Source organism: Comamonas odontotermitis (assembly GCF_014207855.1).
Taxonomy (GTDB): domain Bacteria; phylum Pseudomonadota; class Gammaproteobacteria; order Burkholderiales; family Burkholderiaceae_C; genus Comamonas; species Comamonas odontotermitis_A.
The window spans coordinates 221,924-241,828 of record NZ_JACHKZ010000002.1 but is presented as its reverse complement, the minus strand read 5'-3'; the positions used below and the strand labels follow the sequence as shown (position 1 = coordinate 241,828).

Below are 19,905 nucleotides of genomic sequence, written 5' to 3'. Positions count from 1 at the left end.
GGACGTAAAGAGAACGGATCAAAAGATGGCAAAAATCGTCGTTGTAACTTCCGGCAAAGGCGGAGTTGGCAAAACCACCACCAGTGCAAGCTTTGCGGCCGGACTGGCATTGCAGGGCCACAAAACGGCCGTGATCGACTTTGACGTCGGCCTGCGCAATCTCGATCTGATCATGGGTTGTGAGCGCCGTGTGGTGTACGACCTGATCAATGTGATCCAGGGTGAGGCCAATCTGAATCAGGCATTGATCAAAGACAAGCAGCTGGACAATCTCTATATCCTCGCGGCGTCGCAGACCCGTGACAAGGATGCGCTGACGCAAGACGGCGTCGAGAAGATCCTCAAGGATCTGGCGGAGATGGATTTTGACTACATCGTCTGCGATTCGCCCGCCGGTATCGAAAGCGGCGCCTTGATGGCGATGCATTTTGCCGACGAGGCGCTGGTGGTGACCAACCCCGAAGTCTCATCCGTGCGCGACTCGGACCGCATCCTGGGCATGCTCAGCTCCAAGACCAAGCGCGCCATCGACGGAGGCGAACCGATCAAGGAACACCTGCTCATCACCCGCTACAACCCCAATCGCGTACAGGATGGCCAGATGCTGTCGCTGGAGGACATCCAGGACATTCTGCGTATCAAGCTGATCGGCGTGATTCCCGAGTCCGAATCGGTGCTGCAGGCATCCAACCAGGGTACGCCTGCGATCAACCTGCCTGAAACGGATGTGTCGGAAGCCTACAAGGATGTGGTGTCGCGCTTTCTGGGCGAAGACAAGCCGATGCGCTTTATCGAGGCGCAAAAACCCGGCTTCTTCAAACGCATCTTCGGGAGGTAAGCGCCATGTCCTTGCTGTCCCTGTTTCTGGGTGAAAAGAAGAAGACGGCCTCGGTTGCCAAAGAGCGTCTGCAGATCATTCTGGCGCATGAGCGCACCGGCCGCAGCAACAACCAGCCCGATTACCTGCCTGCGCTGCAAAAGGAGCTGATGGCCGTGATCGCCAAGTACGTTTCGGTCAATCCAGACGATGTCCGCGTCAATCTGGAGCGCCAGGACAATCTGGAAGTGCTGGAAGTCAAGATCGAGCTGCCGGACGCCAAGTAAGCCAGGCGCCAGTAGGTAGCCTGTGAATAAATGAACGCGACCGAAGGGTCGCGTTTTTCATGTGGATAACGATGATTTCAATAGCTGCTTGCGCAGCATGAATAAGCAATGCAGGCTGGTTTATCCACAAATTCTTGCTTTATGCACCGCCTTATGCACTGCCTTCGGAGGGCTTGTCGTAGGCGTGAGCCTTCCAGTACTTGAAGGTGCCCTGCGCGGTGGCCAGAATGCGGCGCTCCGCATCGTAGATGTTGGCTTGGCAAGTGCACAGCGAGCGGCCTTGGTTGATGACCCAGCCTTCGGCTACCAGTGGACCGCGCCCCGGGTAGATGAAGCGCGAGGACATCTCCACCGTTACCGCCGTGCTTGATGGCGCGCCCGGTGCCAGCACGGCCGCGCGCGACATGGCCACATCCAGCAAGGTCATCAGAATGCCGCCGTGCGCCGCAGGCAGCTGGTTGCACAGGTCTTCGCGCAGATCGGGCAGGTGCACGCGCACAATGCCGTCTTCAAAGTTCGGATCCTGCCTGGCGCCGATGAGGCGCAGAAACGGCACGCGGCTGTTCATGTCCTCGATGCTCATGTGCTGGCGATCTACCGTGCTCATCGGGCAGTCTCCACGCTTTGCGCCACAAAGTGCGGCTCGAACTCGCGGGTCATGCGTTGGCCTTCGCTTCGCGCACCATGTTGCGTGCAATGATGATCTGCTGGATCTGCGTGGTGCCTTCGTACAGGCGGAACAGCCGCACATCGCGGTAAAAGCGCTCGATGCCGTATTCGGCCATATAGCCCGAGCCTCCCAATATCTGCACGGCCCGGTCGGCCACGCGGCCGCACATTTCGGTGGCAAACATCTTGGCGCTGGATGCTTCGGTGGACACGTTCTGGCCGTCATCGCGCCGACGGGCGGCGTCGATGGTCATGCACTCGGCGGCATACAGCTCTGCCTGGCTGTCGGCCAGCATGGCCTGCACCAGTTGAAAATCGCAAATGGCCTGGCCGAACTGCTTGCGCTCCAGCGAGTATTGCAGCGCATCGCGCAGAATGCGCTTGGCGCAGCCCACGGCCACGGCGGCAATGTGGATGCGGCCCTTTTCCAACACCTTCATTGCGGTCTTGAAGCCCCGGCCCTCCTGCAGACCGATCAGGTTTGCGGCGGGTACCTTCACGTTGTCAAAGATCACGTCACAGGTATGCGCGCCGCGCTGGCCCATCTTCTTGTCGTATTTACCAAAGCTGATGCCGGGCGTCTTTGCATCCACGATGAAGGACGACACGCCGCCAGCGCCCTTGTCGGCCGGGTTGGTGCGCGCCATCAGCGTGAACATGCCGGCGTGTGGTGCATTGGTGATGAAGCGTTTGGTGCCGTTGACGACGTAGTGGTCGCCTTGCCTGATGGCCGTGGTGCGCAGCGATGCGGCATCCGACCCCGCTTCGGGTTCGGTCAGCGCAAAGGAAGCAATTACCTCGCCGGTGGCCAGCTTGGGCAGCCACTGGGCCTTTTGCTCATCGGTGCCGTCCATCAGAATGCCTTGCGAGCCGATGCCCACGGTGGTGCCAATCACCGAGCGGAACGCGGGCGAAGTCTGGCATAGCTCCAGCAGCACGTGTACTTCCTCTTCCATCGTCAGCTCCAGGCCGCCGAACTCTTCGGGGATGGTGAGGCCGAACAGCCCCAGGTCGCGCATCTCCTGCACGATGGATTCGGGAATCTCATCGGTCTCGGCCACTTCGTTCTCGGCCGGTACCAGGCGTTCACGCACAAAGCGGCGTACGCTGTCGAGCAGTGCTTCCAGGGTTTCGTTATCGCGGATCATGTCTTCAGTCCTGTCACAAGGTTGCGGCTGTGCCGAGGATCGCCGTGGCCTGGCTGGACAGCGTGCCACCGTTGCCGTGGGCCAGAGCCAGCTGGGCGCCTGCAATCTGGCGTTCGCCACAGTTGCCGCGTAACTGGCGAACGGCTTCGATCAATGCAAAGATGCCATACATACCGGGGTGTACGCACGACAGGCCCCCGCCGTTGGTGTTGACAGGCAGGGTACCACCGGGAGCAATCGCACCACTGGCGACAAAGGCCCCCGCCTCGCCTTTCTTCACAAAGCCCAGGTCTTCCAGAAAGAGCAGGGTGTTGATCGTGAAAGCGTCATACAGCTCCACCACATCCATGTCTGCAGCCTGCAATCCGGCCATTGCAAAGGCCTGCGCGCCCGATTGGCTGGCGGCAGTCACGGTCAGGTCGGGCATGGATGAGATCTGGCGGTTCCAGCAGGCCGTGGCATTGCCCAGCACATAGATGGGGGCGTTGGGGCCGCTCTTGGCGTCTTCGGCGCGGCTCAGCACAAAGGCCCCGGCGCCATCGGTCACCAGGCAGCAATCGCGGACGGTGAAGGGGTCTGCAACCATGCGGGCGCCCAATACCTCTTCAATGGTCAACGGGTCGCGCATGAAGGCCTCGGGGTTCTTCTGCGCCCACTGGCGGGCTGACACCGCCACGGCCGCCAACTGCTCGCGTGTGGTGCCGTACTGGTGCATATGGCGTGCAGCGGCCATGGCATAGGCAGCCACCGGCATCACGGGCTCGAAGGGGTGTTCGAACGGCTGCGGATCCATGAATTTGCGTGCGGCAGTCGATTCCTTGCGGCCAAAGGCGGCCGAGCGCTGGGCGCTGCCGTAGCACACCAGCACATGCCTGCACTGGCCAGCTTCGAGCGCCATGATCGAGGGCAGCAGGTGGGCGATGAAGCTGGAGCCGCCTACCATGGTGCCATTGATGTAGTTGGGGTTGATGCCCAGGTGTTCGATCACCGGCATGGGCCACATGGTGGCATTGACGCTGCAGGTCGCCAGGCCGTCGATATCCTGCATGGTCAGGCCCGCATCGGCCACGGCGGCGTGCGCCGCGCGAGCCAGCAGCATCATGTCGTCGGAGCCTGGAGCCTCCCCGCAGCCATAGGTGGCAACGCCGGTGATGGCGACCTTGCCGCGCAGCGCGCGCAGGCCGGAGCTGGTGTGTACTTGTGCCATGTGCTTGTCCCTTTTCGTTCTTATGCGGCCTTGAATACCACCAAGCCCTTGCCATTGTGCTGCACCACCTGTGCGCGCACTGCCATGCCAATCTTCACATCGGTTGGCGCCATGCCTTCCACGCGGCTCATCATGCGGGGGCCTTCGGCCAGATCGACCAGTGTCACGTTGTAGTCGCCACCGGCATCGGCCTTGCGGCGGATGACTGTGGTGGAGTAGACCGTGCCTTGCCCAGAGGGCTGTTCCCAGGTCAGCTGGTCACTGCCGCAATGCGGACACAGTTCACGAGGATAGAAGATGGCCTTGTGGCAGGCCGCGCAGCGCTGGATCTGGAAGTTGCCTGCATCGAGCGCGGCCTGGTATTGGCTTGACATCGAAGGTGTCATTGCGGTGTCTTTCTCGGTATTGCGGTATCGGGCGGATGGTGGAGCATGGGTGATTTCACCCTCGCGTGCAATTATTGGTTGCGGAAGAGGGGGTTTGGCGCGACTTGATCAACGCAGGCGACAGCTCCGAACAGGTGCCGGATCGCAAACAGGTTCTTAGGGTTTTCAGGGCTTTGGCACAGGCTAAGGCACGGCTTTGCAAAGGCAAAAGCTGCTGCGCCATAAAGCTCTAGCATCAGGAGCTCAATATAAGAATCGGAGACAAGAACATGAGGAAAACCACACTGGGGCTGGCCGCCGCATTGGCGAGCCTTGCAGCGCAGGCGCAGGGCGTCTCTGGGGACGTTGTGAAGATCGCAGTGCTCAGCGACATGTCGAGCCTGTATGCCGACACGGCGGGCAAAGGCTCGGTGGAAGCCGCCAGGATGGCCATTGCCGATTTTGGCGGCACCGTGCTGGGCAAGAAGATCGAACTGGTCTCTGCCGATCACCAGAACAAGGCCGACGTGGCGGCGACCAAGGCGCGCCAGTGGTTCGACAACGACGGAGTGGACATGGTCATGAACATGAACAACTCCGCAGTCGCCATCGCGGTCAACGGCCTGGCGCGTGAGCGGAACAAGATGGTGATGAACACCGGCGCCGTCTCCACCGCATTGACCAACGAGCACTGCGGCGTCACCCTGGTGCACTACACCTATGACACCTACGCCATGACCAACGCCGCGGTCAAGGGCGTGCTGGCACAAGGCAAGAAGGACTGGTTCATCATCTCGGTCGATTACGCAGCGGGCAAGGCCATGGCGGCCACGGCGACAGAGTTTGTGGAAGCGGGTGGCGGCAGGATCACTGGCCAGGTGGCGCACCCGCTCAATGCCAGCGATTTCTCGTCCTACGTCACGCAGGCACAGGCCTCCAAGGCGCAGGTGGTGACGCTGGCCAATGCAACCAATGACACCGTCAACACCATCAAGGCTGCGTATGACTTTGGCCTGACGAAGAACCAGGTGCTGGTGCCGCAGCTGATGTTCATCAACGATATCCATGGCCTGGGCCTCAAGTATGGCCAGGGCATGACCTTCGCCACGGCCTTCTATTGGGACCGAACGCCCGAATCGCGCGCGTGGGCCAAGCGTTATTTCGAACGCATGAAGAAGATGCCGTCGATGGTGCAGGCGGGCGACTATTCCGCTGTGATGACTTACCTGCAGGCTATCAAGGAAGCTGGCACCGACGATGGGCCTGCCGTGGCGGCGCAGCTCAGGAAGATGAAGATCAACGACGCCTTCTCACAGAACGGCTATGTGCGTGAGGACGGCCGCATGGTGCACGACATGTATGTGGTGCAGGTGAAAAAGCCCGAGGAATCGAAAGCGCCCTGGGATTACTACAAGGTCGTGTCCACCATTCCCGGCGATGAGGCCTTTCGTCCGCTGTCCAAGAGCACCTGCCCGCTGGTGAAGAAATCCTGATCACAGACTGCCGATTCATTCCCTACATCAAGGAGACTAGCCATGAAACGTTTGACAGCCATCGCCGCGCTCGCGGCCTCTGTTGCCGCTGCCGTCTTGCCCGTCCAGGCCCAAGGCATATCGGGGGATGTGGTGAAGATCGCGGTGCTCAGTGACATGTCAGGGCCCTATGCCGATACGGCCGGGCGTGGATCGGTCGAGGCCACGAAAATGGCGGTCGAGGACTTTGGCGGTACGGTGGACGGCAAGAAGATCGAGGTGGTCTTTGCCGACCACCAGGGCAAGGCCGACGTGGGGGCGAGCCGCGCGCGCACCTGGTTCGACACCGAAGGTGTGGACGTGGTGGTGGACTTGAACAATTCTGCCGTTGCCATGGCGGTCTACAACTTGGCCAAGGAACGCAACAAGCTCATCCTTACCTCCGGTGGTGCATCGGACGCGCTGACCAGCGAGGCCTGCATTCCCACTGCCATTCACTACACCTATGACACCTACGCGATGGCCAGCGGCGTGGCGCATGCCATGTTGGAAAAGGGCAAGAAGGACTGGTACATCATGGCGGTGGACTATGCCTTTGGCAAAGCAGGGGCTGAGACCGTGACGAATATCGTCAGCAAAGGCGGCGGCAAGATTGTGGGGCGCACCAATTTCCCGCTCAACGCCAGCGATTTCTCTTCCTTTGTGTTGCAGGCGCAGGAGTCCAAGGCACCGGTGGTCACTTTGGTGAGTGCGGGCAACGACACCATCAATGCAATCAAGTCGGCCAACCAGTTTGGTTTGATGAAGAACCAGACCGTGGCGCCGCAGTTCATGTTCATCCAGGATGTGCACTCGCTGGGCCTCAAGACCGCCCAGGGCCTGACATTTGCCACAGCCTTCTACTGGGACCGCACACCCGAGACGCGCGCCTTCTCGCAACGCTTTTTTGAGCGCATGGGCAAGAAAACCATGCCGTCGATGGTGCATGCAGGCACGTATTCGGCAGTTACCCAGTACCTGAAAGCGGTGGCTGCCATCCATTCAGATGATGGCCCCGCAGTCACCAGGTACCTCAAGTCCAACAAGCTCGAAGACTTCTTCAGTCAGAACGGTCATGTGCGCGAAGACGGCCGCATGGTGCACGACCTGTACCTGGCCCAGGTCAAGTCGCCAGAAGAATCCAAGGGCCCATGGGATTACTACAAGATCCTTGCCACCATCCCCGGCGACAAGGCGTTCCGCCCCATGACCGATGGCAAATGCGCATTGGTGAAGAAATAGGCACAGATTTATCCACAGCATGCAACGGCCTTCGTTTCCGACAGGCCGATCCATGCACGCAAAACACTCGTAGGAGCCGACCATGTCCCATGCTTATCCACAATTGCAGCTGTTTATCAACGGCCAATGGCTGTCCTCCGAGGGGCGCAAGAGCGAGCCGGTGTTCAATCCGGTGGATGAATCCGTACTGGGCGATCTCCCCCACGCCAGCCAGGCCGACCTGCAAGCCGCATTGCAGGCTGCCAACGGCGCTTTTGAAAGCTGGAAGCGCACGTCACCGCTTGCGCGCTCGGACATCCTGCGCAAGGCGGCCAGCCTGATCCGCGAACGTGCCACCCACATTGCCACCTGCATGACGCTGGAGCAGGGCAAGCCCTTGCGCGAGTCCAGGCTCGAAGTGCTGGCCGCTGCCGACACCTATGACTGGTATGCCGAAGAAGGCCGTCGTAACTATGGCCGCCTGGTTCCTGGCAAGACGCCGACCCAGCGCATCGCCGTACACCATGAGCCGGTAGGCGTCTGCGCTGCCTTTGCACCGTGGAATTTTCCCGCCATCACACCTGCCCGCAAGATTGCCGGTGCACTGGCTGCGGGCTGTACGCTGATTCTGAAGCCCGCAGAAGAAACCCCGGCCACTGCGCAGGAGCTGGTGCGGGTACTGCACGACGCCGGGCTGCCCGCTGGCGTGCTGAACATGGTGTTTGGCGTGCCAGCGGAAGTATCGGGCTACCTGCTTGACCAGCCCGAGATTGCCAAGTTTTCGTTCACCGGCTCTACTGCGGTGGGTAAGATGCTTGCCGCGCAGGCCGCCAGGAGCATGAAGCGCGCCACGCTGGAGTTGGGCGGTCACGCGCCTGTCATCGTCTGGAAGGACGCCGATGTGGCCAAGGTCGCAGACGCGCTGGTTGCGGGCAAGTTCCGCAATGCGGGGCAGGTCTGCATTTCGCCCACGCGCTTTTATGTGCACCGCGAGGTGTTCGACCGCTTTGTAGCGGCATTTGTGGAGCGCACAAGGCAGCTCAAGGTGGGCAATGGCCTGGAAGAGGCCAGCAACATGGGGCCTTTGGCCAACCCGCGCCGCATTGAAGCCTTGACGCGCCTGATCGCCGATGCGCAAAAGCGCGGTGCCACCTTGCATACGGGCGGCAAGCGCATGCCGGGCGCGGGCTTCTTTTGGGAGCCTACGGTGCTCAGCCATGTCGATGAAGACGCAGGCCTGATGAACGAGGAACCGTTTGGCCCTGTTGCATTGATCAATCCGGTGGACGACATGGAAGAAGCACTGCGCCGCGCCAACCGCCTGCAGTATGGTCTGGCCGCCTATGCCTTCACGCAGGACAGCGGCGTGCGCCAGCAATTGGCCAATGGCGTGCAAACCGGCATGTTGGGTATCAATACCTTGAACATCTCGATGGCCGAGGCGCCGTTTGGCGGCGTCAAGGAAAGCGGCTGGGGATCCGAGTGCGGCATTGAAGGGCTGCAGGCGTATTGCAACATCAAGCTGGTGAGCGAAGACCAGTAAGCCCGCTGCCATTGAAGGATGACTTGGTGGTGCTTGGGAAGGCTTTACCCGGGCACCATCACAGGGCTACCCGGCGGCCGATGCTCTCAAGGCTGCATTGAAGCGGTTCAACGCGGTTTCACAAATTGAGCGATCCGGACTCTGTGCGACATCCATCTGCATTCCGTCAGTGGTGGTCAGTCTGATGGAGTAGTACAGATCGCCCTCTGAATCCTTGGTCTCCACAAGCGTTGCTCCGGCAAGGTCTGCAGCGTCAATGGTTTGGGATTCGGTTCTGAACGGATAACGCCTGAGAATGTGCACGGACCCGGAGGCGTCAAGCCCCGCCTCCACACAAGGGATGCCCGTCAGATACCAGGCAACGCCAAGCCCGGCTGCCCAGAACACGGCAAGTACAGCAGGCATGAGCCATGGCATGGCGTAGCCGGAAGCGGATGGCGGATTGGTCTGCGCATGTGAGAAGCCGTCGCGGATGAGGATGTACGTAAACACTGCGCACATCAGCAAAAAGCATGCAGAGAACCACCATCCAAATCGGGGCGCCTTGTTGCTGAGCTTCATGGTTTCTTGGCTCCATTCAATGGCCGATGGGGGTTCATCCATTCAAAGCACTTGCCTGCTGTATTGGCAAATACAGGTCTGCACACTATATACGGCCGCCGAACATGGAGAAATCCAGAGGCAGCGCTTGCTCACGCTGCCCTGCAGGGAACCAATGGAGAGCTGGGCACTCCGACAGTGGATACACAGGTGCTGCAGATGGCCTCTGCAGCCCTTTTTCATATGGGAAAGAGAGCATTCATGAGCGCCAGTTTGCAGGTTGGGCCATTTGCGCTGCCCTGGAGTTTGCTGGTCTTGCTGCTGGCGTTTCTGGCGGCTGATCAGTTGTATACGCGTTGGGCACGCAAGCAAGGGTTGATCGTCGCACCCCACATCTGGCTGTTGCCGTTGTTGGCCCTGGTGGCTGCGCGCCTAGGTTTTGTGGCGCGGTATGCCGATGAGTACCTGGCGCAGCCCCTGTCCATCATCAATATCCGTGATGGCGGGTGGGAGCCCTGGGCTGCGCTGGCGGTGGTGGTCGTATATATCTGGTGGCTATGGCTGCGCAAGCAGGCCGTCTTTCAGCCACTGGCCGGGGCTGTGGTGCTTTTTGGCGCAGTTTGGCTGGGTGGCAATGCAATGGTGCAGCAATTGTCGGGCAGCGACAAGGCCCTGCCAGCGCTGCAATTGGTAGCGCTGGATGCGAAGACCCATGCGTTGGATCAGCTCAAGGGCAAGCCCGTAGTGATCAATCTGTGGGCCAGCTGGTGCACGCCTTGCGTGCGCGAAATGCCTGCGCTGCGCGAAGCACAGCAGCGTTATCCTCAGGTGCATTTTCTGTGGATCAACCAGCAGGAAAAGCCCGAGGTGGCGCTGACCGCCGCACGCGGCTTCGGCTTGCCCGAAGCGCAGGTGCTGCTGGATCCGAGGAATGCAATGACCGAAGTGGCTGGCAGCCGCGCCTTGCCGACGACCCTGTTCTACGATGCCAATGGCCAGTTGCAGGGCATGCGTGTGGGCGAACTGTCAACGGCGAGCCTGAATGAATTCATGGAAAAAATAGCACCTGCGCCTCATTGAAAGCGCGGGCCGCGATGGTCCTCATCGTGTCAAGATGATTCCAGGCGAGCCTGCAGCTCGCGCTTCATGACCTTGCCGTTGGCATTGACGGGCAGATCATCGATAGCAATGATGCGAGCAGGGCGCTTGTAGGGCGCCAGGTGTTCGCGCAGGTGTGCCTGCAGGGCATCGGCATCTGGCGGGTGCGCGGTGTCCTGCACGATGAAGGCGATCACTGCTTCGTTGCCGTCGGCCTCTTTCTGGCCCACCACGGCTGCGCGCTGGATACCCGGGAAGCTGTGCAGCGCATGCTCGACCTCGCTGGGGTAGACGTTGAAGCCCGAACGGATGATCATCTCCTTGAGGCGCCCCACCACAAACAGCGCTCCATCGGCGTGCAGCTCGCCCAGGTCGCCGGTGGCATACCAGCCGCCGTCGCGCAGTGCGGTTGCTGTGGCCTCGGCATCGCGGAAATAACCGGGCATCAGGCCTGTGCCGCGAACCCATATTTCGCCACGCTCGCCACATGGTAGGGCAGCACCAGTGTTCGGGTCCACAATCTTCAGCTCCGCCCCTTCGATGCAATAGCCGGCGCTGGTATCGCTGCGTGCTTCTTCGAGTCGAGTCAGATGCAGCGATCCCGCGTATTCACTCATGGCGTAGCCATGGTGCAGCGTCTGGCCGAACAGCGCTTCCACTTTCTGCTTGAGCACTAGATCGAGCGGCCCCGCGCCGGTGTACAGATAGCGCAGTTGGGGGGCTGCGGGGCGGCTGATTCCCTGCTGTTCGCAGTACTGCAGCAGGCGTGCAAACAGGGTAGGCGGGCCTTGCAGCTGGGTGATACCGTGGTGGGCCAGTGCGTCGATCAGGTCGGCGGGCTCGAACTGGCTGCGCATCTCTAGCGCCGCACCCGCATGCAGTGATGCCAGCAGCACGGTGCCCAGGCCAAAGATATGGGTCATCGGCACAAAGGCGTAGACCTTGTCCTGCGGACCCAGCTGGCGCGATTGCGCCGACACGCGCGCAAAGTGCGCCACGCCTCGGTGGCTCATCATCACGCCCTTGGGCGCACCCGTGGTGCCGGACGTGAAGATGATGGCCGCCACCGGATTGCCCATGGGCTCGGGCTCGGGCCGAGCATTGGCAAACACGGCGCTGTGCGCCAGACCCGGCACGCACGAAGGCGTGACGCCAAAGCGTTCGCCATGCGCAGCTGCGGCTTTGGAGACGCGGTCGGTGAAGTAGATGATGCGGGCATCGGCCTTGTCGGCAAAGGCGCGCACCTCACCCGGCGCCATACGCGCATTCACGCCGCAGGCCCAGGCGCCCACGCGGCTGGTGGCCAGCAGCAGGGCGGCATGCTCAGGGCAGTTTTCGGCGACGACCAGCACGCGGTCGCCGGGGCGCACCTGTTGGCTGCGCAGCTCGGCTTCCAGCGCATCCACCAACCGCCCGAGATCGGAATAGCTCAGGGTGCGATTGGGCAGATGGATGAAGGGACGGTCAGGCGCCTCCTGCAGCCAGCGGTCCAGCAGTTCATGAATACGGTCTACCATCGGTTCTACTCTTTTCTCTCAACACCTTCCTCAGGCAGGCGGCCTATCCGTGACACCAGACGAATACACCGCCGCGCCGCCGGTCACGCTTCAGTCAATCACAATGCCCTGGGTCACGGTGGACCACATCTGCCGCTCCTGGGCGGCGCGCTCGGCCAGCTTTTCGGGGCCGCCTACCCATTCGTCATAGCCCAGATCCTTGTACTTGGCCTTGAGCTCGGGCTGCGCCAGCGCGGCATTGGTGGCCTTGTTGAGCTTGGCGGTCAGATCGGCGGGCATGTTCTTGGGGCCATACACTCCGTACCAGCCGCCCACATCAAAGCCTTTGAGGCCCTCGATACCGCTTTCGGCAAACGTGGGAACGTTGGGGAGCGAAGGGTTGCGCTGTGGTGAGGTGACGGCAATGGCGCGCACCTTGCCGCTGTGGATGTAGGTGCTGGCCGTGCTGATGATGTCGAGCATCATGTTGATCTGGCCGCCGATGACATCGGTCATCGCCGGGGCATTGCCTTTGTAGGGCACATGGTTCATCTCGATGCCGCTGCGCTTGGCAAACAGCAGCGCGCCCAGGTGGTTGGAGCCACCGACGCCGGCTGACGCATAGTTGAGCTTGCCGGGGTGGGCCTTGGCGTACGCGACCAGCTCCTGCGTATTCTTGAAAGGCTGATCGTTGTTGACGACGAGCACGTTGTAGTAGCTCAGGATCGGCGCAATCGGCGTCAGATCCTTGGCAGGGTCGAACTGCATCTTGCTCATCACATTGGGGCTGATGGTGATGGTGGGGCTGGCGGCAAACCACAGTGTCAGGCCGTCAGGCTTGGCGCGCACCACTTCGCTGCCCGCCAGGGTGGCGTTGGCGCCAGTCTTGTTCTCGACGACCACGGTCTGGCCGAGTTCCTTGGACAGCGCAATGGCAAAAAGGCGTGCTCCCTGGTCCACCGGGCCGCCCGCAGAGTAGCCCACGAGCAGGCGCACAGGCGCCCCCGAGCCTTGGGCATGCGCAGCGCCGCTGACGGCAAATGCAGCACAGGCAATGGCGGTAGCAGCCAGCAGGCTGCGGCGAGAGAGGGTAGTCATGTTTTGTCTCCTTAAATCTGCTCGATCACGCAAGGCGGGTACTGCACCGGGCCTTGAATGCGGGTGGGTTTTGTGCAACAGGTGCGCTGCACCATAGGGCTCAATACCGCTCGAAGACTGCGGCAATCCCCTGGCCGCCGCCGATGCACATGGTCTCAAGCCCGTAGCGGCCCTTGCGGCGTTCCAGCTCATGCAGCAAGGTGGCAAGAATGCGTACGCCAGTTGCCCCGATGGGGTGACCCAGCGATATGCCCGATCCATTCACGTTCAGGCGATCGTGGTCATCCCATTCCAGGCCCTGCAGCACAGCCAGCACCTGGCAGGCAAAGGCCTCATTGATTTCGACCAGATCCATGTCTTGCATGGACAGGCCCAGCTTGGCCAGCAGCTTTTTGACGGCAGGCACCGGGCCAATGCCCATGCGTGATGGCTCGCAGCCCGCAACGGCCCAACCCACCAGACTGGCCATGGGGGTCAGGTTCAGCTCCTGGAGCTTGTCTTCCGCCACGATCAGGCAGGCCGCCGAGGCGTCGTTCTGCTGGCTGGCATTGCCCGCAGTGACGGTGCCGCCCTTCATCAGCGCGCGCAGTTTGCCCAGGCTGTCCATCGATGCGTCTGCGCGGAAGCCTTCATCGCATTCAAACAGCTTGGGGTCGCCTTTTTTTTGCGGAACGCTCACGGGTACCACCTCAGCGTTGAAGCGGCCCGATTCCCAGGCGGCAGCAGCGCGCTGGTGGCTGCGCACAGCAAACGCATCGGCAGCCTCCCGGCTGATGCCATAGTCGCGCGCCAGATTCTCTGCCGTTTCGATCATGCCGGAGATGGCGCCAAAGCGCTCCACCGGCTGCGAGCGCTCGCGGCCCCGGTCGAGTCGGTCGTACATGGTCACATTGCCGGCACGCTTGCCCCAGCGCAGGTCGGTGGTGTAGTACTCGATGTTGCTCATGCTTTCCACGCCGCCCGCAATCACCACATCGGCAGCGCCACTCTGCACCATCATGCAGGCGGTTACCACGGCCTGTAGACCGCCGCCGCAGCGGCGGTCCAGCTGCATGCCGGGTACCTCCACCGGCAGGCCTGCCTGCAATGCGGCCCAGCGGCCCACGCATGGCGTTTCACTGCTGGCGTACGATTGGGCAAACACCACATCGTCGATACGGCTGGGGTCGATGCCGCTTCTGTCCAACACGGCGCGTACCGTGGTGGCGGCCAGTTCTTCCACCGATACGGGGCGCAGACTACCGCCGTAGGTGCCTACGGGGGTTCGCAATGGGGTCACGATGGCTGCTTTGCGCATGCTTGTCTCCTCGATTCTGATAGCGTTAGGCGAAATACTGTCGAGCGCTGGCGCTCAATGTGTCTCTGTGTTCTGGCGCTGCAATGGCCAGCATGGCCTGCATGCGCCCGGAAAGGCTCAGGCCACGCAGGTCGGCCACGCCGTGTTCGGTAACGATCAGGCCGGCATCGGCGCGCGGCGTCGATACCGGGCCGGACAGCCGAGCGACAATGCGCGACTGCCCCCGTGCGGTGGCAGGCAGCGCCACGATCGGCAGCCCGCCGGGGCTGATGGCGGCAGCGCGTAGAAAATCCATGGCGCCGCCCACGGCACCCAGGTACTGGCCAGCTACCACCTCGGCGTTGATCTGACCGGTCAGGTCCACCTCGATCGCGGCGTTGATGGCCACCAGCTTGTTGATCTGCCCCAGCACGCGGGCACTGTGGGTGTAGTCGGTGCTGGCAATGCGTAGTGCGGGGTTGCGATGGGCCCAGCGACGGGTGCGCGCGGTTCCCATCAACAGCCCGGTCACGCTCACGCCGGCGTCGATGCCCTTGTGGGTGTTGGTAATGACGCCAGCCTCGGCCAGATCTGCAACCCTGTCACCGATGGTGCCGCTGTGCAGGCCCAGGTTGCGGTGTCCGTGCAGCGCCTGCAGCACCGCATCGGGCAGGTTGCCAATGCCAAGCTGCAGGGTAGCTCCGTCCTCAATGCGGCTGGCGATATGCCGGGCAATGGCGGTTTCGGCGTCACCGGATTTGCCTGCGGGCACGTCCACCACGGGCTGGTCGCTCTGAACCCAGGCATCGACCTTATCGAGGCGCAACGTTGCGCCATGCACCCAGGGTACATCGACATTGACCTCGGCAATCACGCAGCGAGCACTGCGCATGGCTGCAGCCATGTAGTCGTGTGCCAGGCCCAGACTGCACTCGCCAGCATCATTGGGGGGTGATACCTGCACAAACACGACGTCCACCGCAATACTGCGGCTGGCGATCAGAAGCGGAATCTGCGAATAGTGGCAGGGCACGGGATCGAGCACTCCCGCCATGCCCAGAGTGCGGTGCGAGCCACCTGCGGCATAGCCTGTCATGTCGATGGCATCAGCATGCTCGGGCTGCAGGGTGGCACTGCCGCCAATGCCCAGAAAAACGCATGTTCTGGCAAAGCGATGGCGTTGCGCCACATAAGCCTGCATCAGCGACAGCGGCTCGGCTGCCGATTGTCCCCAGACGATGGAGTCGCCCGCGCGGATGAATTGCGCCAAGTCCAAATCTGCCAGCGCGATCTGGCGGCCTGGGGCGGGCATCAGGCCACGCTGCCGTTGCCGTGGCTGAGCACAACGATATTGCGCTCCACCACCAGCGCGCGGAACTGCAGTGATTTGCCGCTCTGCCAGATTTCGGTGCGCAGTGTCTCGCCCGGATAGACGGGGGATGAGAAGCGTGCATGGATGCTGCGCAGTTGGCTGGCATCGCCGCCGCAAGCGGTCATCACCAAGGCATGGCCGACCATCCCGTAGGTGGCCAGGCCGTGCAGAATGGGTTTTTCAAACCCGGCAGCCTGGGCCACGCGCGGATCGGCATGCAGCGGGTTGTAGTCGCCCATCAGGCGGTAGAGCAGGGCGGCCTCGGGGCGGATGCGATGCTCGAACGTCCACCGGGGAGCGGTATCGGGCGTGGCGGCAAGGGCGGGCAGCGATTCGTCGCTGGGCTGGCCGCCCAATTCCTGGCTGTAGCCGCCGTCACCACGGCAGAAGGTGACTTGCTCCAGCGTGGCGTAGAGTGTGCCGTCCTCACCTTCGAGGCTGCGCTCGCTCACCACGATGGCGCCCTTGCCTGGGCCCTTGTCGATGATGCGCGTGACCCGCGTCTTGCCTACCACCTTGGCTTGTACCGGTACGGGCTGGTGGATGGTGGTGCGCTGCTCGCCATGCACCAGCCTGACCCAGTCGATGCCGCTGTCCTCCTGCTTCATCCAGAAGCCGGGGTAGCCCAGCACCGAGCTCATCGTGGGCAGGGCTTGCAGTGGCTGGTCCATGCCTTCGTATACCAGCGGCAGATTTGTCGTGTCGAGTGGGTGGTTGCCAACGCCCAGGCTCAGTGCGTAGAGCATGGTGTCGCGCTGGGTGTAGTGCTGGCGCACCGGCTCGAACACACGGTTCTTGAGCTGCTGGTAATGGATGGCCATGGTGCTTGTCTCTCTGTTTGTGATGGTGCGTTGCGCCGCCAGGCGCGGTGCAACGTGGCTGGAGCAGTGGGACTCAGATCGGGTCCCAGCTGAAGACTTCTGGCGAACGCTCCATGGGCACAAAGGACGACTTCAGCGCGGGTATGGCGTGGCTGGCGATGTCTTCGGGGGTCCAGCCCTCGCCCTGGTGCACCGAGCGCAGCGGGCGTGGCTGGCTCATCAGGAAGATTTCGTTATTGCGCACCGCAAACACCTGCGCGTTCACATCCCTGGCCTGGTCGCTCAGCAGGTACACGGCCAGCGGCGCAATCTTGTTGGGCGTCATCTGCTTCAACTTGTCCACACGCGCCTGCTGTTCGGGCGTGTCGGTGGGGATCGAGCCGATCATGCGGCTCCAGGCAAAGGGCGAGATGCAGTTGCTGCGCACGTTGAACTTGGCCATGTCGAGCGCGATGCTCTTGGACAGTGCCACGATGCCCAGCTTGGCGGCCGCGTAGTTGGACTGCCCCAGGTTGCCGATGAGTCCTGAGGTTGAGGTCATGTGCACCATGGCGCCGCTTTCCTGTTCCTTGAAGTGGTTGGCCGCAGCGCGTGCCACGTAGTAACTGCCGTACAGGTGCACCTTGATCACCGCATCCCATTCATCGACGCTCATCTTGTGAAAGAAGCGGTCGCGCAGAATGCCGGCGTTGTTGACGATGCCGTCCACCCTGCCAAAGGTGTCGACCGCACACTGGACGATGCGGGCTGCGGCGTTGGCGTCGGAGACGCTGTCGGTGTTGGCCACGGCCTCGCCGCCAGCGGCCTTGATCTCGTTGACCACTTTTTGCGCGGGGCCGTCGTCATGGCCTTCGCCACTGGTCGAGGTGCCGATGTCGTTGATCACGACTTTCGCACCCTCCTTGGCCATGGCCAGCGCCATATCGCGGCCAATGCCGCCGCCGGAGCCGGTGACGATGACGATTTTGCCTTCGAGCATTTGGGACATGTCTGTTTCCTTGGATCTGTGTTTATGGAGTGCCTCCGAGGATGCTCTTCAAAAACCGGCTTGCCAATTCGCAAATCCAGAGGAAGCCCTTAGGCAAACTGAAACCGCGGGTTCAAAAACGGGTGGCCACGCTCGCGTATGGCGCGCAGCGGCTGTCTTTCGAGAGCGGCTCTTCCGCCTGAGGCTGGCCGGTGGCGTGGAATACGGGCTAACCCTTCGTCTTCGTGCCCGCAAAAGGATGCGTTCCAATTTCTGTGATTGCTTTGGCCCGCAGAGCCTGCGACAGTGCCACCATGTCGCAAACCCTTTCATCCGCTGCCGCGCTGACGCCTGCGCAAGTGGCGCACCTGCAAAGCTGGATCGGAAAATCCGAATCCCTGCACGACCTGATTGCCGCCGCACCGGTGGCTGGCCTGTCGGCCACCCTGGACCGCGATGACGCGCCACCCCAGGCTGGCGATCCACTGCCGCCGCTGTGGCACTGGGCGAATTTTCTGCCCATGGCCCGCCAAAGCCTGCTCGGGCCCGACGGCCATCCGGCGCGCGGCGGCTTTCTGCCACCGGTACCCCTGCCGCGTCGCATGTGGGCGGGCGGACGCCTGCACTGGAATGCGGACAACCCCATTCAGATTGGCCAGAACGTAGAGCGCGTCTCGCGCATTGCTTCGGTGGACCACAAGGTGGGCCGCTCCGGGGAGTTGCTGTTCGTGCTGGTGCAGCACGAATACCGCAATGAGCGCGGTGTGGCGCTGACTGAAGAGCATGACATCGTCTACCGCGCAGCCGCATTGCCGACCGATCCCGTGCCGCAGCCTGCCGCTGCCGAAACCGTGGCGGCATGGAAGCGCGAGGTCAACGCCGATCCGGTGATGCTGTTCCGCTATTCGGCACTCACCTTCAATGGCCACCGCATCCACTACGACCGCACATATGTGACGCAGGAGGAGGGCTATCCCGGCCTCATCGTGCATGGCCCGCTGATTGCGACCTTGCTGGTGGATCTGCTGCGCCGCAATGCGCCGGGCGCGGTGCTGACGGATTTTTCATTCAAGGCGGTTCGCCCGACCTTTGACCTGCACCCCTTCACCGTGCTGGGCCAGCCGCAGCCCGATGGCAAGACCATCAAGCTGTGGGCGCATGACCATGAAGGCTGGCTCACCATGCAGGCGACCGCCACGGTCCGCTGATGAAGAGGTTTTGCAAACGCGCCTGAAAACAGAGCTGCTGGCACTTGCTGGCAGTAAGCAGAAGGCTTTTTGATTCAATAGATTGATTCCATGATCGAACACACCAGCTCCAACAACTTTCACGAAATCCGCGATGCCATCCGTGCGCTGTGTGCCGAGTTTCCCGATGAATATTTCCGCAAGGTGGACGAGGCGCGCGCCTACCCAGAGGCGTTTGTGGACGCACTCACCAAGGCGGGCTGGCTGGCGGCGCTGATTCCGCAGGAATATGGCGGCTCGGGCCTGGGCCTTACCGAGGCTTCGGTCATCATGGAAGAGATCAACCGCTGTGGCGGCAACTCGGGCGCCTGCCACGGTCAGATGTACAACATGGGCACCTTGCTGCGCCACGGCAGCGCTGCGCAGAAAGAAAAGTACCTGCCCAAGATTGCCAGCGGTGAATGGCGTCTGCAATCGATGGGTGTGACCGAACCCACCACCGGCACCGACACCACCAAGATCAAGACCACCGCAGTGAAGAAGGGCGACAAGTACGTCATCAACGGCCAGAAGGTGTGGATCAGCCGCATCCAGCACAGCGATTTCATGATTCTGCTGGCGCGCACCACGCCGCTGGCCGAGGTCCGGAAGAAGAGTGAAGGCATGTCGATCTTCATGGTGGATTTGCGCGAGGCCGAGAAGAAGGGCCTGACGGTGCGCCCGATCCTGAACATGGTCAACCACGAGACCAACGAGCTGTTCTTCGAGAACCTGGAGATCCCGGAGGAGAACCTCATCGGGGAGGAGGGCAAGGGCTTCAAGTACATCCTCGATGGCTTGAATGCCGAGCGCACCTTGATCGCCGCCGAATGCATTGGCGATGGCTACTGGTTCCTCGATCGCGTCACCAAGTATGTCAGCGAACGCGAGGTGTTCGGCCGCCCGATTGGCCAGAACCAGGGCGTGCAGTTTCCGATTGCCGATGCCTTCATCGAAGTGGAGGCCGCCAACCTGATGCGCTGGAAGGCCTGCGAGCTGTTCGACCAGCACGAACCCATGGGCGCCCAGGCCAACATGGCCAAGTACCTGGCGGCCAAGGCAAGCTGGGAGGCAGCCAATGCCTGCCTGCAGTTCCACGGCGGTTTTGGCTTTGCCTGCGAATACGACGTGGAGCGCAAGTTCCGCGAGACGCGCCTGTACCAGGTGGCACCGATTTCGACCAACCTGATTTACTCGTATGTGGCCGAGCACATTCTGGGCCTGCCACGCTCGTTCTGATGGC

The 19,905-nt window shown here is 61.8% G+C and carries 19 protein-coding genes; 8 read left to right on the top strand and 11 right to left on the bottom strand.

Annotated features, from left to right (window positions below):
* Positions 1-25 precede the first annotated feature (25 nt).
* Together minD and minE are read left to right on the top strand one after the other, a co-directional pair.
* On the top strand, positions 26-838 hold the full coding sequence (gene minD / locus HNP33_RS03120; RefSeq protein ID WP_184705156.1) for a septum site-determining protein MinD: 813 nt from the start codon (positions 26-28) through the stop codon (positions 836-838).
* Positions 839-843: 5 nt separating this feature from the next.
* Positions 844-1,104 carry a cell division topological specificity factor MinE gene (gene minE / locus HNP33_RS03115; protein ID WP_184705154.1) on the top strand — a complete coding sequence of 87 codons (261 nt, stop codon included), beginning with the start codon at positions 844-846 and terminating at the stop codon, positions 1,102-1,104.
* 151 nt (positions 1,105-1,255) lie between these two features.
* Here the strand turns inward: minE and HNP33_RS03110 are convergent, their stop codons facing one another.
* Genes HNP33_RS03110 through HNP33_RS03095 form a run of 4 tightly spaced genes read right to left on the bottom strand, consistent with a single transcriptional unit; the run spans position 1,256 to position 4,514 of the window.
* The gene (locus HNP33_RS03110) at positions 1,256-1,711 is read right to left on the bottom strand and encodes a PaaI family thioesterase (RefSeq protein WP_233464304.1); all 456 of its coding nucleotides are present in this window, start codon (positions 1,709-1,711) and stop codon (positions 1,256-1,258) included.
* A 49-nt stretch (positions 1,712-1,760) separates the two neighbouring features.
* The gene (locus tag HNP33_RS03105) at positions 1,761-2,921 is read right to left on the bottom strand and encodes an acyl-CoA dehydrogenase family protein (protein ID WP_184705152.1); all 1,161 of its coding nucleotides are present in this window, start codon (positions 2,919-2,921) and stop codon (positions 1,761-1,763) included.
* Positions 2,922-2,934: 13 nt separating this feature from the next.
* Positions 2,935-4,128 carry a thiolase gene (locus HNP33_RS03100; RefSeq protein WP_184705150.1) on the bottom strand — a complete coding sequence of 398 codons (1,194 nt, stop codon included), beginning with the start codon at positions 4,126-4,128 and terminating at the stop codon, positions 2,935-2,937.
* A gap of 20 nt (positions 4,129-4,148) precedes the next feature.
* The gene (locus tag HNP33_RS03095; protein WP_184705148.1) at positions 4,149-4,514 is read right to left on the bottom strand and encodes a Zn-ribbon domain-containing OB-fold protein; all 366 of its coding nucleotides are present in this window, start codon (positions 4,512-4,514) and stop codon (positions 4,149-4,151) included.
* Positions 4,515-4,783: 269 nt separating this feature from the next.
* Here HNP33_RS03095 and HNP33_RS03090 point away from each other — a divergent pair, with 269 nt between their 5' ends.
* From HNP33_RS03090 to HNP33_RS03080, 3 genes are all read left to right on the top strand, one after another.
* The gene (locus tag HNP33_RS03090) at positions 4,784-5,986 is read left to right on the top strand and encodes an ABC transporter substrate-binding protein (protein ID WP_184705146.1); all 1,203 of its coding nucleotides are present in this window, start codon (positions 4,784-4,786) and stop codon (positions 5,984-5,986) included.
* 42 nt (positions 5,987-6,028) lie between these two features.
* Positions 6,029-7,246: an ABC transporter substrate-binding protein gene (locus HNP33_RS03085; RefSeq protein WP_184705144.1), complete on the top strand. Its 1,218-nt coding sequence runs from the start codon at positions 6,029-6,031 to the stop codon at positions 7,244-7,246.
* 82 nt (positions 7,247-7,328) lie between these two features.
* Positions 7,329-8,768 carry an NAD-dependent succinate-semialdehyde dehydrogenase gene (locus HNP33_RS03080; protein WP_184705142.1) on the top strand — a complete coding sequence of 480 codons (1,440 nt, stop codon included), beginning with the start codon at positions 7,329-7,331 and terminating at the stop codon, positions 8,766-8,768.
* A gap of 66 nt (positions 8,769-8,834) precedes the next feature.
* On the opposite strand, the gene HNP33_RS03075 is transcribed toward HNP33_RS03080, so the two are convergent.
* The gene (locus HNP33_RS03075; protein ID WP_184749436.1) at positions 8,835-9,371 is read right to left on the bottom strand and encodes a hypothetical protein; all 537 of its coding nucleotides are present in this window, start codon (positions 9,369-9,371) and stop codon (positions 8,835-8,837) included.
* Between the two features lie 198 nt (positions 9,372-9,569).
* On the opposite strand from HNP33_RS03075, the gene HNP33_RS03070 reads away from it, so the two are divergent.
* Positions 9,570-10,388: a TlpA family protein disulfide reductase gene (locus HNP33_RS03070; protein ID WP_184705138.1), complete on the top strand. Its 819-nt coding sequence runs from the start codon at positions 9,570-9,572 to the stop codon at positions 10,386-10,388.
* Between the two features lie 29 nt (positions 10,389-10,417).
* Here HNP33_RS03070 and HNP33_RS03065 read toward each other — a convergent pair whose 3' ends face one another.
* The 6 genes from HNP33_RS03065 to HNP33_RS03040 form a co-directional block, all read right to left on the bottom strand.
* Positions 10,418-11,923, bottom strand: a complete 1,506-nt coding sequence (locus HNP33_RS03065) for a class I adenylate-forming enzyme family protein (protein ID WP_184705136.1) — start codon at positions 11,921-11,923, stop codon at positions 10,418-10,420.
* 90 nt (positions 11,924-12,013) lie between these two features.
* A complete protein-coding gene (locus HNP33_RS03060) occupies positions 12,014-13,000 on the bottom strand; it encodes a Bug family tripartite tricarboxylate transporter substrate binding protein (RefSeq protein WP_184705134.1) in 987 nt (328 codons plus the stop codon).
* Between the two features lie 100 nt (positions 13,001-13,100).
* Entirely contained in the window at positions 13,101-14,297 is a 1,197-nt protein-coding gene (locus HNP33_RS03055) for an acetyl-CoA C-acetyltransferase (RefSeq protein ID WP_184705132.1), read from the bottom strand.
* 25 nt (positions 14,298-14,322) lie between these two features.
* The gene (locus HNP33_RS03050; protein WP_184705130.1) at positions 14,323-15,588 is read right to left on the bottom strand and encodes an acetyl-CoA hydrolase/transferase family protein; all 1,266 of its coding nucleotides are present in this window, start codon (positions 15,586-15,588) and stop codon (positions 14,323-14,325) included.
* Complete coding sequence (locus HNP33_RS03045; RefSeq protein WP_184705128.1) at positions 15,588-16,469, bottom strand: MaoC/PaaZ C-terminal domain-containing protein; 882 nt, start codon at positions 16,467-16,469, stop codon at positions 15,588-15,590. The genes HNP33_RS03050 and HNP33_RS03045 overlap by 1 nt, the downstream gene beginning before the upstream one ends.
* 73 nt (positions 16,470-16,542) lie before the next feature.
* On the bottom strand, positions 16,543-17,448 hold the full coding sequence (locus HNP33_RS03040; RefSeq protein WP_418903819.1) for an SDR family oxidoreductase: 906 nt from the start codon (positions 17,446-17,448) through the stop codon (positions 16,543-16,545).
* A gap of 302 nt (positions 17,449-17,750) precedes the next feature.
* Between HNP33_RS03040 and HNP33_RS03035 the strand changes: the two genes are divergently transcribed.
* Together HNP33_RS03035 and HNP33_RS03030 are read left to right on the top strand one after the other, a co-directional pair.
* On the top strand, positions 17,751-18,644 hold the full coding sequence (locus tag HNP33_RS03035) for an FAS1-like dehydratase domain-containing protein (RefSeq protein ID WP_184705124.1): 894 nt from the start codon (positions 17,751-17,753) through the stop codon (positions 18,642-18,644).
* Positions 18,645-18,734: 90 nt separating this feature from the next.
* Positions 18,735-19,901, top strand: a complete 1,167-nt coding sequence (locus tag HNP33_RS03030; protein ID WP_184705123.1) for an acyl-CoA dehydrogenase family protein — start codon at positions 18,735-18,737, stop codon at positions 19,899-19,901.
* Positions 19,902-19,905: the final 4 nt, after the last annotated feature.